The organism is Runella sp., from assembly GCF_965279615.1.
Classification (GTDB): Bacteria; Bacteroidota; Bacteroidia; order Cytophagales; family Spirosomataceae; genus Runella.
Map to the genome: position 1 here is coordinate 6,574,562 of NZ_OZ257252.1, position 16,898 is coordinate 6,591,459.

A 16,898-nucleotide genomic window follows, 5' to 3' on the forward strand; every position below is an offset into this window, starting at 1 on the left:
AAGATTAGGTTGCATACCTGAAATCTATAAAAAAACATGCCATGACATCGCTTTCAGCTGTTATCATTACTGTAAATCAGGAAAAAAAGATCGCTAAGACGATTGAGGCACTCAAAGCACTTACCAACGACATTGTGGTGGTGGACTCGGGAAGTACAGATCTTACGCGCAAAGTTGCGCGGGCGGCAGGTGCTAACGTATTGGAACGTCCCTGGACAGGCTATTCAGAACAAAAAAACTTTGGTAATCTGTGGGCGAAACACGATTGGATACTATCCGTGGATGATGATGAAGTCATAAGCCCGGAGTTGATTGAAAGTATTAAACAGGCCTTTACCCCTGCACCGGATGCCGATGCGTATGATTTACCTTTTCGGACGGTTTTTGCGGGAAAATTAATTCGCTTTGGTGGTTGGAATCCCGAATCGCACGTTCGTATTTTTAACAAAAAGAAGATACAGTGGAATACCGACGCGGTTCATGAAGGGCTGACGCTTAAACCCGAACATAGTATTAAAAGACTGACCGGTTACGTACACCATTATACCGTTGATACGCCTCAACAATTTGAAGAAAAAACAAACCGTTACAGTACGCTTTTTGCTGAAAAAGGGCGCAAATTGGGCAAAAAGGCTAATTTTATTAAAATCTATCTCAGTCCTGCTTTTCGGTTTCTGATGGAATATATTTTCAAATTCGGCTTTTTGGATGGGTACTACGGTTGGTTTATCGCCAAAGAAAATGCTCGGTATACTTATTTGAAATATAAGAAATTGTCATAAAGACTTACTTGCGACATAAGTAAGAAAATAGTATCGAGAAAGATATAGAATTTACTACCGTTAGGCTTCGACAAGTGTAATGAGATCATTATAGAGTCTGAATTTTTCATCGGCTGAAATAATAGGTAAGTTTTCAGCTATTGCAGTTGCAATGATAAGTCTATCAAAAGGGTCTTTATGCGTTTCTGCCAATGGTACGGCATCGTATGAAGCTATGTGAGAAGTCGAAATACTGAGAAACGAGAAATTATCTGATATGGCTTGCTTTATCAAAGCATCAATTGGTAGCGTTAATTCAGATAATTTGCCGATTTTTTGTTTAATGGCAATCTCGAATAAACTAATATGACAAACCAAAATTTGGTTGTTTTGAAGTAATTCTTTGACGTGGCTAGATAATTTGTTGGGGCTAATAATGCTTCAAATAAAAATTTGAGTATCAACAATATATGCCATTACATATACTCTTTTAGGTCGTCCAGTGGTTCATTGAAATTGTCCGGAATACTGTACTTATCTTCTAAACTGCCTAATTTAACTCCCTTTTTCGGAGCTTCAGAATCATTCATAAATAAGATGACAACTTCTGATTTCTTAACTTGAGGAGGAGTTTCTGTCATCGTCAGCACTCCATTTTCATAAATTCCTTTTATTGCGGTGTACATATATGCGACATTTTTTACAAATTTAACATTTCAAAACCTCAAAACATACAAAAAGCGTCAGACTGTAACCGTCCGACGCTTTGAGTTTGATTTATAAATGCTCTGACCGGTTAGGCTTTCAGTACCCAGCCAAACGGATCTTCGGTTTTTCCGGTACGGATGTCAGTCAAAAATGCTTTGGCACGTGCTACAAAAGATTCTTCGGTTATGGCAGGAAGTTCGTAGTCAGTGCCTTCGAAGCCAATCACGCCGAACGGTGACACTACCACGGCAGTACCTGCTCCAAACGCAGCTTCCAGACGTCCTTCTTTCAAGGCATCAATTACTTCTTTGATCGAAACTTTACGTTCTTCCACGGGAATGTTCCAGTGATGAGCGATGTCTACGATACTGTTACGGGTTACTCCGTTCAGGATCGTATCAGAAGTGGCCGGCGTGATAAGTTTACCATCAATAACAAACATGACATTCATCGTGCCTGATTCTTCCACAAATGCGTGGTCACGAGCGTCGGTCCAGATGATCTGGTCATAGCCCTGTTGTTGGGCCAAACGAGCGGGATACAAAGACCCACCGTAATTACCGGCACATTTGGCGGCACCTACTCCACCTTCTGCGGCGCGGATATAGTGTTGCTCTACTTTTACGCGTGGTGGTTTAGAGTAATATTTACCTACCGGCCCGGAGAAAATAATAAATTTATAGGTATCAGAAGGTTTTACACCGATGTATGCGTCAGTTGAGAACATATATGGACGAATGTACAAAGAAGAATCGGGTGCAGTTGGAATCCAGGCCGCATCTGTGCGAAGCAATTCTGTGAGACCGCCCATGAAAATTTCTTCAGGAACTTCCGGCATACACATGCGCACTGCCGATTTGTTAAAGCGTGCCCAGTTGTCCAACGGACGAAACATAAGCGGCTCTCCTGCTTCGTTTTTGTAAGCTTTCATTCCTTCAAAAATCGCTTGCCCGTAGTGGAGAGCGGCGGTTGCAGGGCTGAGGCTGAGGTTGGCATAGGGGACAATCTGAAGGTTGGTCCATTCGCCGTTGATATAGTCGGCGACAAACATGTGGTCTGAATAGTGGCGACCAAATACCAAATTGTCGAAATCTACTTCATGGATACGCGAAGCTTCTGCGCGTTTGATTTCCATGGCCAATGTGTCCGTTGTCATTGTGATTGGTGGTTTACTGTATGTGAGCGATTAATGTGTCTGATTTTCAGGTATAAACTGTCTTTCACCGGCACTTTTTTCGATAAAAGACTAAAATTAGTTGTCAATGCAAATATTTTTAAAATTCAGCATAAACACAAGAAAATATCGGTTTAGTTATTAAAAAAAATGAATCGTACTCATAGGGGCGGGGTTTACCTCCGCCCCATGTCTGAAAGTTAGACGTATTCACTATCCATTTTTGACGGGGTTTACCTCCGCCCCTTGCTCGATGAAATCTGAAAATCAGATTCAAAAAGGGCAGACGCAAGGCCTGCCCCTACGATGATTTTCGCCCTGCCCATTTTATTTCTTCTACACCCAATTCCTGTGCCATTTTTCGTGAAAGCACAAATAAATAATCAGAAAGCCGGTTCAGGTACCGAATCACTTCCGATTCTACCGGTTCGGATTCATTAAGTGCTATCACCAAACGTTCGGCACGCCGGCACACGGTACGGGCTACATGGCCAAACGAAACCGATACATGACCACCGGGCAGAATGAACGAGCGCATGGGTTCGAGTGAGGTATTCATATCATCCATAGCAAGTTCCAGCGCCGTGATGTCTTCTTCGTGGAGATCAGGGATGAAATGTTTTTTATTGTCGGGCTCAGATGCCAATATAGAACCAATTGTAAACAGGCGATCCTGTATGTACTTTAAAAATTCACGACGCCCTTCATTGACGGGTTGGTCGCGTACCAATCCAATGTAGGAGTTAAGCTCATCCACTGTACCATAAGTATCAATGCGCAGATCTGCTTTACTTACGCGAGTACCTCCCACAAGTGAAGTGGTACCCTTATCGCCTGTCTTTGTATAAATTTTCATTTGTTGTGGTACGGACGACCCGTCCGTAGTTTATGTGTATCTTAGATGCCAACATGTAGCTGTGTTATTTTCAACAAACTTACACGCAAAACGGTTTACCATCTGCATAATTGCGGTAAATTGAATGATGTAAAAAAGACGCTTTCAGCGCGACAAAACAAATGATGGAAACCGCTTTTCAAATTGTCAATACCCTTGTGCTGCCTCAATGGCTGCTCATGATTTTTGCACCGCGTTGGCATGTTACACAATGGTTAGTACGTTCGTATCTTATTCCGGTTCTACTGGCGTGCTTTTATGTGTACTTCATTTTCAGCGGCGGCCCGTTGGATTTTAACGATTTTGGTTCGCTGGCGGGAGTTAAGCGTTTATTTTCAAATGGAGGAGACGGTGCAGTACTTGCGGGATGGATCCACTACTTAGCGTTTGATTTGGTGGCAGGCAGCTTTGTCTTAAAAGATGCTGAAGAAAACAATATTCGACATGGATGGATCGTATTGCCGCTCTTTTTCTGCTTTATGTTGGGCCCGATCGGATTGTTGCTGTATTGGCTTGTTCGTACTGTGAAAACGCGAAAAACAACATAGTCAAGTTGTTAAGATAGAGTATTGGTGCAGCGTATAAAATGCCTTTTTTGAGGTCATTTTGGTTTAATTTCAAAAATCCTGCCCTTCTTCGTCCAAACAATTATTAGATTTTAATGTTTTCGGCTTTCCAGTAGTAAAGCACGTATTGAATTAAGTAACCCCAAATTATATAATGGAACAGGAACTCCGCAGTCAAGACTGGTTTGGCAAAGAAGGTAAAGATGGTTTTATTTACCGTAGCTGGATGAAGAATCAAGGCCACGCGCCGCATCAATTCAAAGGAAAACCCGTCATTGGGATCTGCAATACGTGGTCGGAAGTAACACCTTGCAACGCTCACTTTCGTGATTTAGCACAAAGTGTTAAGAATGGAGTGTATGAAGCGGGTGGATTTCCATTAGAGTTTCCGGTGATGTCGTTGGGAGAAACGCTTATTCGGCCTACGGCCATGTTATACCGAAACCTGGCCAGTATGACCGTAGAAGAAAGTATTCGTGCCAATCCGTTTGATGCCATTGTGCTGCTTACAGGTTGTGATAAAACCACTCCATCGCTCATTATGGGAGCGGCAAGTGTCGATTTGCCCACAATTGTATTGCCGGGTGGGCCAATGTTGGCGGGCCGTTTTCAGGGAAAAGCCATTGGTTCAGGAACAGACGTATGGCGTTTTGCCGATGATCTGAAAACGGGCAAAATGACTGCCGAAGAGTTTGAAGAAGCCGAGAGTTGCATGAGTCGCAGCATTGGTCACTGTTCCACAATGGGCACGGCCTCTACAATGGCTACAATGGCGGAAGCCTTGGGACTTACTTTGCCGGGACTTTCGGCTATTCCTGCCGCAGATTCCCGCAAAAAAATGAATGCCCACATGACAGGAATGCGCATCGTGGAAATGGTGAAAGAAAACCTGACACTTTCTAAAATACTGACAAGAGAAGCGTTTGAAAATGCTATTATGGTCAACGCCGGTGTGGGAGGGTCTACCAATTTTGTGCTGCATTTACTGGCAATTGCGGGTAGAGTAGGCATAGATTTGACATTGGATGATTTTGACCGTGTAGGTTCACGGATGCCGTTTTTATTGAATGTAATGCCTTCCGGTAAATACCTCATGGAAGATTATTTCTACGCGGGCGGTTTGCAGGTAGTGATCAATGAAATTAAAGAACATTTACACAAAAATGTTATTACTGTAAATGGAAAATCATTGATTGATAATTCATTAAGTGCTAAAAACTGGAATCCTGACGTGATCGCTTCGGGAGAAACACCGATCTTGGAAGAAGGAGGTATTGCGGTAATTAAAGGGAACCTGTGCGAAAATGGGGCTGTGATCAAACCTTCAGCCGCTTCGGCGCATCTGATGAAACACAAAGGAAGGGCGGTTGTATTTGAAACCATTGAAGATTACCACGCCCGCATTGAAGACCCCGAACTGAATATTGACGAAACCTGTGTGATGGTGCTCAAAAATGTAGGTCCTAAAGGATACCCGGGCATGCCGGAAGTAGGAAACATGGCATTGCCGAAAAAGTTATTGGAAAAAGGAGTAACGGACATGGTGCGTATTTCTGACGCTCGCATGAGCGGAACGGCCTACGGAACAGTGCTGTTGCACGCGTCTCCTGAAAGCGCCATTGGCGGGAATCTGGCATTGGTTGAAAACGGCGATCTCATTGAAATTGATATTCACGAGCGATATATCCACTGGCACGTTTCGGACGACGAGATCGCACGCCGTCGTGCTGCTTGGAAGCCATTGGATCTGGGTTACAATCGTGGTCATAACAAACTCTACATTGAGCACGTGACCCAATCGCATGAAGGTTGTGACTTTGACTTTTTGATAGGAAAATCGGGTGATAAAGTAAGCAGAGAGTCACACTAATTGCGTTGCTTAATGATAGCGAGGCGTCTGACGATTCAAAATCGTCAGACGCCTTTTTATTTGCTCTTCGGAATCTACAATATTTGCTATTGGAGATTTGCAAATCTCCAATAGCAAATAAAAGGATTTTTAATCCGTCCCTGTAACCCACTCCATGATTCCCTCTTTAAGCGCATACGTAGTACTGCGAATTCGACTGATATTCAGACTTTTCAATACATGATGAATCAATACAACGCTCGGCACGATCATGTCGACCCGTAACTCGATCATTCCGGGAATAGTCATGCGCTCGTCGTGGCTTTGGGTAGTGAGTAAGTGGTAAGCGCGCGCGAATTCTTCTTGAGAAATCTCAAAACTCGTTTGTTGAGGGTCAGGTAAGTGACCAAGGCGATGCATAAAGTCCATGTCGGTCAATGTATCAAACGAACCTGATGAACCTACCAATGTTTGCGGAGCGTATTGGTGAGCGGCATTTACGAGCGGTAAAAGTTGTTCCTGAAAATAAGTATGCATTCGCTGAATCGCAGAGGGAGAAATAGGGTCGGTGAGTACAAATTGCTCCAGAAGCCGTTGACCACCTATCTCAAAACTTTGCTTCCGGAAAACCCGTGAAGCATTGCAAATGATAAATTCAACACTGCCGCCACCAATGTCCATAATGACTGACATCTTATCTCCCAAATCAATTCCCTGTCGAACGCCTTGGTAGATTAATTCCGCTTCGCGGTCGCCCGAAATAACTTCAATGGTAATTCCTGTTTCACGTTGTACCGTTGTACAAAAATCTTCTGCATTTTTTGCGTTTCGAATGGCGCTGGTACCGATGGCCTTCGTGTTGGATAGCTCAACACCGTATTCATCTATTTTTTGACGAAATTGCTTCAATACATTTAGGGCGCGTTGAGTTGCTTCTTCGGTGATAATCCCCTGATTTATACCTGATTTTCCGATTTTGGCAGGAACAAGTGTTTTAAAAACAGGCGTAATTCTCTCCGCGCTTTTTTCAATGATCAACAAATGGAAGGTATTGGTACCGAGGTCAATAATGGCGTACTTCATGTGTCCGGAAGGGATGATTTCTTGGTGCGCGTAAATAACTGAAACAAAAACACAAATAAAGTTGATTTTTTAAGAGCAGACTTTTATTTTTGCAGTCCGTTTTAAAAAAGATATAAACATAAACACATATGCTCGTCGTACAAATCAAAGAAAACGAATCAATTGACAAGGCACTCAAACGTTTCAAGAAGAAATTTGAAAAGACCGGAGTTTTGAAAGAATTGCGTTCACGCTCTGCTTTCGAGAAAAAATCAGTGAAACGTCGTCAGCAAGTGATTCATGCCTCTTACGTGCAAAAAATGCGCGAAGGCGAAGAATTATAAGCCATTAAGATTACAAAATATATATAGCAAGGCACTGTGATTCGTCGCAGTGCCTTTTTGTGCTTCTAGACATCAGCCATTTTAAATGGTTTTACATCTATTTTTTCCCATACATTGCCGGTTACATACGGGTCATTATCAAGCCATTGATGCAGGTGCACCTCTTCTTCAAAATCGACCACCATCATTGACCCGATCATCTTGCCTTCAAGGTCCAGCAGGGCACCTCCCAGAACAAAATTGCCGGTAGATTTCAGTCGTTTAGCACCTTCTAAGTGATTGGCTCTAACGGCCATGCGGCGATTAAGCGCTTGTTCGTCAGTAAAGTCGTAAGCATGAATTACGTAAAGCATAGAATATAAGAAAGAATTATAGAGGTTAGATTTTAGTAGGGAATAGATATAAAAAAGGGTTAGAAATCAGGGAGAACGAACGTCCTTTACCCCTATATCTCTAACCCTTCAAGCTACGCCGGAATGTTTATTTCACTTCAGTCGCTGCTTCTGCTGCTTCTTGATCGTCCGGAACAACGCCGCCGGTATCAGTATTCATATAGGCTTGATAAACCGTCTCTCTTTCAAAAGGACGTTTTCCGATCAAACGCTCCAAGTCGCTTTGGAACAATATTTCTTTTTCCAATAATTCTTTCGCGATCACTTCCAACGCTTCGCGATGCTCCGAAAGCAATGCGTGACAACGATTGTAAGCCTGCTCAATGATTTTACGCATTTCTTCGTCGATCATACGAGCCGTTTCTTCCGAATAAGGCTTATTGAAAGAATACTCAGACTGTTTTGAATCGTAGTAAGACATGTTTCCGATCTTGTCGTTCAGTCCATAGACCGTTACCATGCTGTGAGCCAGTTTCGTTACGCGTTCCAAGTCACTGAGAGCGCCCGTAGAAACTTTGCCAAAGACAACATCTTCTGCCGCACGACCACCCAATGTCATACACATCTCATCCATGAGCTGCTCAGTTCGATAAAGATACTGCTCACGCGGTAGGTACTGTGCATATCCCAGTGCCGCTACACCGCGCGGTACGATCGTTACTTTAACCAATGGGTCTGCGTGTTCAAGGAACCACCCTGCTACTGCGTGCCCTGCTTCGTGGTAAGCAACTATTCTCTTCTCATCGGGAGAGATAAGCTTGTTCTTTTTCTCCAAACCGCCAATTACACGGTCCATAGCATCTTGAAAATCCTGCATGGTTACTTCTTCCCGGTCGCGACGAGCGGCAATAAGGGCAGCTTCGTTACAAACGTTGGCAATTTCAGCACCTGCAAAACCGGGCGTTTGTGCCGCCAATTTTTTAGGATCTACATCCGGAGAAAGTTTGATAGGTTTCAAGTGTACTTTGAAAATAGCCTCACGCCCGATGATATCGGGTTTGTCCACTGAGATCTGACGGTCAAAACGACCCGGGCGCAACAACGCAGGGTCAAGTACGTCAGGACGGTTAGTGGCGGCCATGATGATAATTCCTGAATCGGTCGCAAAACCGTCCATTTCTACTAACAAAGAGTTCAGTGTATTTTCACGCTCATCATTTGCGCCGGGCATTGCCCCACGGCCACGTGAACGACCTACCGCATCAATCTCATCAATAAAGATGATACAAGGTGCTTTTTCTTTCGCTTGTTTAAACAAATCGCGCACACGGGCGGCACCAACTCCTACAAACATTTCCACAAAATCGGAACCTGAAAGCGAGAAGAAAGGAACGCCTGCTTCGCCGGCAACTGCTTTGGCAATGAGGGTTTTTCCTGTACCTGGAGGGCCTACCAAAAGGGCACCTTTCGGAATCTTAGCCCCAAGTTTGGTAAATTTGCCCGGGCTTTTCAGGTAATCCACAATTTCCTTGATCTCTTCTTTGGCTTCTTCCAAACCGGCAACATCGCTGAAGGTTATCTTAACTTTATTTTCGGCATCAAAGAGAGTAGCACGTGAACGGCCGATATTGAATATCTGACCACCGGGACCACCGCCGCCGGTCATTCGTCCAAGTAAAAAATACATGGCCAAGATCATGATGATCAGGAAGCCCCAAGTACTCAGGAAGCCTGTCCAATCGCTTCTGCGATCAAAATCGTAGTCAATTGAATCACTATCGGGTTTCAGCTTTTGGAAATCGTCCAAAAACTTATCGGCAGATGTAACTTCAAACTGAAATTGAGGACCTCCGCTGCCGAAATAAGGCTTGTCGGCAAACAAAGCCCGATACTTCGGGTCTTCCAACGCTTTTGGAGTAAGCGTTACCTCTACAAATTCATTATTGACAATGACGATATTTTGCACTTCATGTGCTTGAACCATCTTCTCAAATTTCTTTTGGGTAATTGGCCTTACCGCAGTATTCTTACTGAAGAAGGTAATCCCCAAAATTGCTAACACCAATGCCGCAATAATCCACCCCTGATACCCGGAACGGCGCGGATTGCGGTTATTGGAGTTGAGCGGATTTCCATTGTTTTCGGACATAATAATTGAATCGTTAACGGTTAATGGTTAATAATTAATCGTTTAGCCAGTCAAAACCAATGAAAGAAGGGTCTGTGCTGCAAGGACGAAAAACAATTAACAAATGGTTTATTTGAAAATAGGTCTGGTTTTACTCTACTCACTATATTGAATCCACCACAGGAAAACACTATTTTTCCGGCTAATGTTCATTTAAGCAAATTCCTCTTCAACGTAGATAACTTTGGCATCACCCCAAAGTTGCTCAAGTCCGTAGAATTCGCGGCGTTCTTTTTTGAAAACGTGAACTACTACATCCACATAATCAATCAAAATCCATTCTTTTGCTTCACGCCCTTCTCGCTGCCAGGGCAATGAATTGGTAATTTTTTGTACTTCATCTTCTACTGAATCAGCGATGGCATCAATTTGAGTGTCGGAGTTACCCGTACAAATAACAAAGAAGTCGGTAATGGAGTTTTTTATTTCTCGCAGGTCCATCACTACAATATCCACTGCTTTCTTTTCCTGCATTCCCTTCACAACCAGTTGGCACAGTTCTTCTGAAGATATACTATTCGATTTGCGTTGTTTCATGCGTAAGTTTTAAATTGCATCAATTCAATTCTAAAATTAAAAAATTTTGTACAAAAGTAAGCCCAAAACCCTTTTTATTGGAAAAAAAATACATTATCTGCCATCTTGTCAGTCCACTAACGACGAAGCGGCGGTTTTGTTGCGCCAAGGCGAAGGCCTTGAAGGTACCGTTGTCATAACCGATCACCAAATGGCGGGTCGTGGACAACGGGGTAATCGTTGGCTCGCCAAACCGGGAGAGAATTTCACTTTGTCACTGATCCTGCACCCTCACTTTTTGACGCCGGGCGAGCAATTTCGGCTTAACATTGCCGTATCCTTAGGCGTTTACGATTTTTTGAGTCCTTATTTGGGGAATTTTTTGAAAATTAAATGGCCTAATGACATATACGTAAAAAATCAAAAATTAGGCGGAATCCTGATTGAGAATACAGTACAGGGAAGCCGCGTTGAAAGTTCAATCGTTGGAATAGGTTTGAATATCAATCAATTGGATTTTGAAGAAGGGCGCGCTACGTCGCTTGGGTTAGAAACGAAAAAGGAATATTTATTGGAGGAACTTCTGCCTGATTTGTTGGCTTCTGTGGAAAAAAACTATCTTTTATTGCGCAATCGAAAGTATGACCTTCTGAAAACACGTTATTTGCAACATGTTTTTCGTTATCAGGAGCCGCATTTGTTTCAACGCAGAGGTGAAGAGGTAGAAGGAGTGATTGTGGGAGTAGCCGAAACGGGGCACTTGGCGGTTCAGATCAACAATAAATTGGAATATTTTGATTTTAAGGAAATCAGTTATGTGTTTTAATCAGCCAACAGGAGTCGAAAACCGGGAGTCTGGAACTGAAAGAAAGAATGAGTTGAGCGTCAGGGAGATATCAATCCTTCTTCGGTACAGCCTTTTCGCATTTGCGTTTTGTGTTTTGTTGAGTTCGTGCGGTAATTCAACGCCCGATTACGCCCCAAAACCCAAGGGGTATCCGCGTATGGACTTGCCTCCTCAAACGTATCAATTGTTGAAAGAAGCTCATCCTTATTCATTTGAATATTCCAAAAGTGCCGTGATTCTGCCGGATACTTTCAGAATGGCCGAACCGCACTGGATCTTTGTCAATTATCCTTCTTTGAACGCAAGTATTCAATTAACTTATAAACCTGTGCAGCATAATCCGCAACGTTTGTCAGGTTTTATCAATGATGCGTACAGATTGGCAGGAAAACATCAGGTCAGAGCAACAGGAATCAGGGAGCAGGTGATCAAAACAAAATCGGGCCGAACGGCGGTTATTTTTGAAATAGCAGGCGATGTACCAAGTTATACCCAGTTTTTTACCACGGATTCTACCAATCATTATCTCCGAGGGGCGCTTTATTTTACAATTGCCGATAAGCAGGACTCGCTTCAGCCCGCCATAGACTACCTCAAAAAGGATGTTATGCACTTGTTGAATACGCTGAAATGGAAAAAATAAGTTGTACTTGAATTTTTGACAGTTGATAATAAAAACGGCTCTTCATAATGCATGAAGAGCCGTTTTTATTGTTTATGGCGATTGGCCTCTTAGAAAATCTTTGTGAGTATGCTGTAAGCCATCAATTTATCTTTCCGATAAGTTTCCGAACGTACATCCCATAATACATTGGGTGCTCTGAAGCTTACCGCCTGAAAATCAAATGAAATATTCATAATTGTTTTAGTGCTAACCTTCATATCCGAAGTGATTTTAAAGGCATTAAATGTACCTGCAGGTGTAGTGATGGTCTCCTGTCCGGCTACTTTTCGATTGCTCATCAACATTTCATATGTGAGGTTCATCCCGCCACCCATGGTTCCCTGTCCTTTGAGGGAGGCATCTTTAAGGGCAGCGCCTACCGTATACGAATCACTGTAAATGAGATCGGTAGAACTGAATGTCATTTGGGCATCTTTAAAGAGGGGGTTTTCCTGCCCTGCCAACATAGAAGTCATATCGACCATCAGTTCGTTACCTTTGCAGGAGCATTTATAGGCATTGGTCGTTTGAAGTTTGTCTTTGGCATCGAACGATTGCATTTCAATTGACATAACAGTCGCGCCGTTTTCGGTATTAACCTCTTTGATGTTGTAAAGAATTTTACCGGTGAGTTTATCTTTTCCGTTGTAAGTGGCCATTTCATAACCCATTCCGGATTTTACACTGATTCCCAGGCATTTTTGGGCTTGAATGCGCGTACTGATCACCACAGTGATTAAGAGAAGACTGATCAAAGCGTATTTTTTCATCATTAATTGGGGTAAAACGTGAATAATGAGTCAAATTTAAAAAACAATCCATACCATGCTAACCATGCCAATCAGCGTAATGAGTTTGCATAAACTGCTTAACGCTCCAAATTCGCGTTTCGTATCGGCATATATTAAACGGTAAACCAACCAACCGGTCAATAGCGCCAATCCTGCAAACATCCAACCAAGGCGTTCATTATGAAGCCAATGGGCTGCCATAAAAAGCGTAGGAATGAACAGACCAATGAGCAAATAAAGAAATAACTTAGTGCGGGGAATTCCCCAAATAATAGGAAGCGTACGGCACCCGTGCGATACATCGCCGCGTACATCTTCCATGTCTTTGATGATTTCTCGTATCATGGTGATGCCGAAAGCAAAAAGTGCGTACAGGATCACCAAATCACGATTTTGAGGATAGTAAACAGCCAAAATAATGAGTGAAAGTGCTGTCAGTAACGAAACAATAAGATTACCGATGAAAGGACGTTTTTTGAAGTAGGAAGCGTAAAACCAGAGCAACGTCACCGATAAAACGCTGATCAGGAATATCCATTTACTGACAAATAACCCCAGAAAACATCCAATCACGCTCAGTACCTGATGTGCGCCCATGGCTACCCGGCGTTTGAGATAGCGCCCGATAATGACCCGTTCGGGTTTGTTGATAAGGTCGATTTTTATGTCAAAATAATCATTGATGATGTAGCCCGCCGCCGCAACGAGCACGGTAGAAAGGGTAATTAAAAAGATGGAAGTTTCACCTACGATCGACTGCCAGTCGTGAGTCGGGCCGACCAAAAAAAGCCGCGCCATGTACTGGGTCACTGCAATTATAAGAAGATTGGGCCAGCGGATAAGTCGCAGAAAGCCAAGCACTACATCTTTTATGGATAGTCGTCTTTTCAATGAGAAAGGGTTATATGACCAATGATGAATTAAGGTTTCAACTCAGTACAAAACACGGAATAATTTTGAAGCGTTTCGAGAGTTCATAAAATCTTTACACACGATACGGAGAAAAAGTTGGATTTTTTTTGTTGCCCATATAAATCAGTCCATCTAACGCTCCGTTTACGAATGAAAATAGGTATAGTTTGTTATCCTACCTTTGGAGGTAGTGGTGTAGTGGCCACCGAGTTAGGTAAAGCTCTGGCGGCAGTGGGTCACCAAGTTCACTTTATTACTTATTCACAGCCTACTCGTCTTGATTTTTTCAGCGAGAATATTTTTTACCACGAAGTTCACATTCCCAATTACCCGCTTTTTCAATATGCCCCCTACGAATCAGCACTTTCGAGTGCAATGGTTAACGTAGTTAACGATGAAAAGCTCGATGTGTTGCACGTGCATTATGCTATTCCGCATGCATCGTCTGCCTATTTGGCAAAACAAATCCTGAGATCACAGGGAATTCATATTCCATTTATTACCACGCTGCACGGTACAGACATTACATTGGTGGGCAGAGATGCTGCTTTTGGGCCTGTTATCACGTTCAGTATCAATGCATCCGACGGTGTAACGGCAGTTTCGGAATTTTTGAAAAATGCAACCAATGAGTCATTTCCAATTACCAAGGAAATTGAAGTAATTCCTAACTTTATTGATTTGGATCGTTTCAAAAAGCAGAAAAAAGACCACTTTAAACTGGCGATCTGTCCCAATAACGAAAAACTGCTTGTTCACACATCTAATTTTCGGAAGGTAAAACGGATCGAAGACATTGTTCTGATGTTTGACAAACTGCGCCACATTGTTCCTTCCAAATTACTGCTCGTCGGTGATGGCCCCGAACGCAACCGCATTGAATACATGTGTCGTGAAATGAAACTGATGCACGATGTTCGCTTTCTGGGTAATTTGGATGCGATTGAAGAAGTGTTGTCAGTGGCCGATCTGTTTGTGATGCCTTCTGAAACGGAAAGCTTTGGTTTGGCCGCACTCGAAGCGATGGCGTGCGAAGTGCCGCTTATTACATCGAATGCCGGCGGTTTGCCCGAACTTAATGTACAGGGTGTAACAGGGTTTATGAGCAATGTAGGCGACATAGATGATATGGTCAAAAATGCTGCCTATATTTTACAGGAAGAGAACCTACCGCGTTTCAAAGAAAATGCGCTGGCAAGAGCAAAAGAATTTGACTTGGCCAACATCCTGCCTCAGTATGAAGCCTATTACGAACGGGTAGTGGCCGAGAGTCGGGAAGCGCTGGAAAAAGAACTAAGAGTAATGGGGTAAAAAGAATTTACGTAACTTTCGTTCCCAATTCGTCACCCAACTAAAAGCAATGAAAAAAAATATACTGCTGATCGCGCTGTTTGCCTTTTCGTTTACTGCCTGTACCCGTTATTTCATCGGTAAACCCGCACAATTGCGCTCCATCGCGGTCAGTGATACTACTTCGGCGCCTTCAAGCGCACTTTCACAACAGATCGCTGCTTATCTCCAACCTTACCACGATAGCTTGGATGCGCGCATGAATGCCGTTTTGGTTAAATCGCCGCGTCGCATAACAAAAGGGGGGCCTGAGTCCGAATTAGGAAATCTGATGTCAGATATTCTGCGGGAAATGGGGCAGGAACGCTTGGGAAAACCGGTGGACTTAGCCATTACTAACAACGGCGGCATTCGGGCTGATTTTCCGGCAGGCAATATTACACTTGGCAATGTGTATGAAATTATGCCTTTTGATAATGAGTTGGTTGCATTGACGCTTTCCGGTGAAACCATGCAAAAGGTTATTGAATATTTGGCACAACGCAAAGAACCTCAGTCGGGTCTGAAGCTGGTCATTGACAAAGCAAGCAACAAACCGGTAGAAGTACTGATCGGTGGCAAACCGTTGGATCTGCAAAAAACGTATACGCTCATTACCAGCGATTATTTGGCGATAAGCAGCGATATGGCACCTATTGTTAAAAATAATAAAGGATTTGAAGTACTGCATTACCTGATGCGCGACTCCATTGCCGATTATCTGCGGCGAAAAGGTCAGCAAAACCAGGAGCTTGATCCTAAAAAAGACGGACGCACTGTTGTGCAGTAATAAATAGTGTGAGCATTTATTTTAACTACCACGCAAAGTCGCTAATATTTTGACTATCGCGAATTTATCTCTGCGGCTTTGCGTGAATAATAGTGATATTACTTAATAGATTTTAACTATAAAAGGTCGCCGGTCGGCCTTATCTCTGGTCTTCATCGATACTGTTATACAAATGGAAAGAAGAATATTTCTCAGAAACATATTGGGCGCCGGCGGTGCGGTGGCATTGGGCCAATGGCCTTTTGAAACATGGGCTGCTACCAACGCCGACTCATTGAAAATCACCATTTTACACACCAACGATCAGCACAGTCGTTTGGAGCCTTTTCCAAAAACGGACCGTTTGGCAGGACGCGGCGGGGTGGTCAATCGTGCGCGTATTTTAAGTAAGATTCGGTCGGAAGAGGCTAATATGTTGCTCTTTGACGCAGGTGATATTTTTCAGGGAACTCCTTATTTTAATTTCTACAAAGGTCGCCCGGAGATCGAACTGATGAGCCAAATGGGTTATGATGCGGTTACGATGGGCAACCATGATTTTGACGGAGGCCTGGAGCTTTACGTAAAACAGATCAAAGATTACGCCAAATTTCCCGTATTGGTAGCCAATTACGATTTTAAAGGAACAGCGATGGAAGGTTTGGCGCAACCCTACAAAATCTTTACGGTGCAAGGCGTAAAGATCGGCGTTTTTGGATTGGGAATTGATCCAAAAGGCCTTATTCCGGAAAAGCTTTTTGGCGGCACCAAATACCTTGATCCGATCAAAACAGCTAACGAAACGGCGGCGTTTTTGCGGAATGAGAAAAAATGCAGTTTGGTGGTATGCCTTTCGCATTTAGGGTATAAAATGAGCGAAGGCGAAGTGTCGGATCTCGTTATGGCTCCTCAGACCAAAGACATTGATCTGATCATTGGCGGTCATACGCATACCTTTTTGAATGAGCCTACAGCGTTGAAAAACTCAGTTGGAAAGCCTGTGTTGGTCAATCAGGTAGGGTGGGGTGGAGCCAGCTTGGGACGCTTGGATTTTACCTTCGATCGTGTGTCCAAACAAGTGTATTTTACAAGTCAGGAAGTACCTGTTCAATAAGAATACAATTGTTAAATTGCTTCTGAGAAGTTTATTTTTATTGCATTATTATTTATAAAATGGCCAAATAAAGCTAT

Annotated in this window: 19 protein-coding genes; 9 read left to right on the forward strand and 10 right to left on the reverse strand. The window is 43.1% G+C overall.

Annotated features, from left to right (window positions below; translation table 11 throughout):
* The first annotated feature begins 41 nt into the window (after nucleotides 1-41).
* Nucleotides 42-782, forward strand: coding sequence for a glycosyltransferase family 2 protein (locus ACQY73_RS27500; RefSeq protein ID WP_428657361.1), 741 nt, complete (start codon nucleotides 42-44; stop codon nucleotides 780-782).
* Nucleotides 783-842: 60 nt separating this feature from the next.
* On the opposite strand, the gene ACQY73_RS27505 is transcribed toward ACQY73_RS27500, so the two are convergent.
* The 4 genes from ACQY73_RS27505 to ACQY73_RS27520 form a co-directional block, all read right to left on the reverse strand.
* Nucleotides 843-1,199: a type II toxin-antitoxin system VapC family toxin gene (locus tag ACQY73_RS27505; RefSeq protein WP_428668544.1), complete on the reverse strand. Its 357-nt coding sequence runs from the start codon at nucleotides 1,197-1,199 to the stop codon at nucleotides 843-845.
* Nucleotides 1,200-1,237: 38 nt separating this feature from the next.
* The gene (locus tag ACQY73_RS27510; RefSeq protein WP_428657363.1) at nucleotides 1,238-1,447 is read right to left on the reverse strand and encodes a hypothetical protein; all 210 of its coding nucleotides are present in this window, start codon (nucleotides 1,445-1,447) and stop codon (nucleotides 1,238-1,240) included.
* Between the two features lie 110 nt (nucleotides 1,448-1,557).
* Nucleotides 1,558-2,625, reverse strand: coding sequence for a branched-chain amino acid aminotransferase (locus ACQY73_RS27515; RefSeq protein WP_428657365.1), 1,068 nt, complete (start codon nucleotides 2,623-2,625; stop codon nucleotides 1,558-1,560).
* Nucleotides 2,626-2,944: 319 nt separating this feature from the next.
* Nucleotides 2,945-3,499: a cob(I)yrinic acid a,c-diamide adenosyltransferase gene (locus ACQY73_RS27520; protein ID WP_428657367.1), complete on the reverse strand. Its 555-nt coding sequence runs from the start codon at nucleotides 3,497-3,499 to the stop codon at nucleotides 2,945-2,947.
* A 164-nt stretch (nucleotides 3,500-3,663) separates the two neighbouring features.
* On the opposite strand from ACQY73_RS27520, the gene ACQY73_RS27525 reads away from it, so the two are divergent.
* The gene (locus tag ACQY73_RS27525) at nucleotides 3,664-4,086 is read left to right on the forward strand and encodes an ABA4-like family protein (protein ID WP_428668546.1); all 423 of its coding nucleotides are present in this window, start codon (nucleotides 3,664-3,666) and stop codon (nucleotides 4,084-4,086) included.
* Between the two features lie 172 nt (nucleotides 4,087-4,258).
* Complete coding sequence (locus tag ACQY73_RS27530) at nucleotides 4,259-5,974, forward strand: IlvD/Edd family dehydratase (protein ID WP_428657369.1); 1,716 nt, start codon at nucleotides 4,259-4,261, stop codon at nucleotides 5,972-5,974.
* 129 nt (nucleotides 5,975-6,103) lie between these two features.
* Here the strand turns inward: ACQY73_RS27530 and ACQY73_RS27535 are convergent, their stop codons facing one another.
* Nucleotides 6,104-7,036 (reverse strand): phosphatase, encoded by a 933-nt coding sequence (locus tag ACQY73_RS27535; RefSeq protein ID WP_428657371.1) that lies wholly within the window; start codon nucleotides 7,034-7,036, stop codon nucleotides 6,104-6,106.
* Nucleotides 7,037-7,164: 128 nt separating this feature from the next.
* Here ACQY73_RS27535 and rpsU point away from each other — a divergent pair, with 128 nt between their 5' ends.
* Nucleotides 7,165-7,359: a 30S ribosomal protein S21 gene (gene rpsU / locus ACQY73_RS27540; RefSeq protein WP_428657373.1), complete on the forward strand. Its 195-nt coding sequence runs from the start codon at nucleotides 7,165-7,167 to the stop codon at nucleotides 7,357-7,359.
* A 65-nt stretch (nucleotides 7,360-7,424) separates the two neighbouring features.
* On the opposite strand, the gene ACQY73_RS27545 is transcribed toward rpsU, so the two are convergent.
* The 3 genes from ACQY73_RS27545 to rsfS form a co-directional block, all read right to left on the reverse strand.
* Nucleotides 7,425-7,712: a YciI family protein gene (locus ACQY73_RS27545; protein ID WP_428657375.1), complete on the reverse strand. Its 288-nt coding sequence runs from the start codon at nucleotides 7,710-7,712 to the stop codon at nucleotides 7,425-7,427.
* Between the two features lie 127 nt (nucleotides 7,713-7,839).
* Nucleotides 7,840-9,840 (reverse strand): ATP-dependent zinc metalloprotease FtsH, encoded by a 2,001-nt coding sequence (gene ftsH / locus ACQY73_RS27550; protein WP_428657377.1) that lies wholly within the window; start codon nucleotides 9,838-9,840, stop codon nucleotides 7,840-7,842.
* Between the two features lie 192 nt (nucleotides 9,841-10,032).
* Entirely contained in the window at nucleotides 10,033-10,416 is a 384-nt protein-coding gene (gene rsfS / locus ACQY73_RS27555; protein WP_428657379.1) for a ribosome silencing factor, read from the reverse strand.
* Nucleotides 10,417-10,462: 46 nt separating this feature from the next.
* On the opposite strand from rsfS, the gene ACQY73_RS27560 reads away from it, so the two are divergent.
* Complete coding sequence (locus ACQY73_RS27560) at nucleotides 10,463-11,221, forward strand: biotin--[acetyl-CoA-carboxylase] ligase (RefSeq protein WP_428657381.1); 759 nt, start codon at nucleotides 10,463-10,465, stop codon at nucleotides 11,219-11,221.
* The gene (gldD, locus tag ACQY73_RS27565) at nucleotides 11,211-11,885 is read left to right on the forward strand and encodes a gliding motility lipoprotein GldD (protein ID WP_428657383.1); all 675 of its coding nucleotides are present in this window, start codon (nucleotides 11,211-11,213) and stop codon (nucleotides 11,883-11,885) included. The genes ACQY73_RS27560 and gldD overlap by 11 nt, the downstream gene beginning before the upstream one ends.
* Nucleotides 11,886-11,974: 89 nt before the next feature.
* Here gldD and ACQY73_RS27570 read toward each other — a convergent pair whose 3' ends face one another.
* Together ACQY73_RS27570 and ACQY73_RS27575 are read right to left on the reverse strand one after the other, a co-directional pair.
* On the reverse strand, nucleotides 11,975-12,679 hold the full coding sequence (locus ACQY73_RS27570; RefSeq protein WP_428657385.1) for a hypothetical protein: 705 nt from the start codon (nucleotides 12,677-12,679) through the stop codon (nucleotides 11,975-11,977).
* 33 nt (nucleotides 12,680-12,712) lie between these two features.
* Nucleotides 12,713-13,588 carry a geranylgeranylglycerol-phosphate geranylgeranyltransferase gene (locus ACQY73_RS27575; protein ID WP_428657387.1) on the reverse strand — a complete coding sequence of 292 codons (876 nt, stop codon included), beginning with the start codon at nucleotides 13,586-13,588 and terminating at the stop codon, nucleotides 12,713-12,715.
* Nucleotides 13,589-13,759: 171 nt separating this feature from the next.
* Between ACQY73_RS27575 and bshA the strand changes: the two genes are divergently transcribed.
* From bshA to ACQY73_RS27590, 3 genes are all read left to right on the forward strand, one after another.
* Entirely contained in the window at nucleotides 13,760-14,920 is a 1,161-nt protein-coding gene (gene bshA / locus ACQY73_RS27580; RefSeq protein WP_428657389.1) for an N-acetyl-alpha-D-glucosaminyl L-malate synthase BshA, read from the forward strand.
* A gap of 49 nt (nucleotides 14,921-14,969) precedes the next feature.
* The gene (locus tag ACQY73_RS27585; RefSeq protein ID WP_428657391.1) at nucleotides 14,970-15,728 is read left to right on the forward strand and encodes a 5'-nucleotidase C-terminal domain-containing protein; all 759 of its coding nucleotides are present in this window, start codon (nucleotides 14,970-14,972) and stop codon (nucleotides 15,726-15,728) included.
* A 172-nt stretch (nucleotides 15,729-15,900) separates the two neighbouring features.
* Nucleotides 15,901-16,821 (forward strand): bifunctional metallophosphatase/5'-nucleotidase, encoded by a 921-nt coding sequence (locus ACQY73_RS27590; protein ID WP_428657393.1) that lies wholly within the window; start codon nucleotides 15,901-15,903, stop codon nucleotides 16,819-16,821.
* Nucleotides 16,822-16,898: the final 77 nt, after the last annotated feature.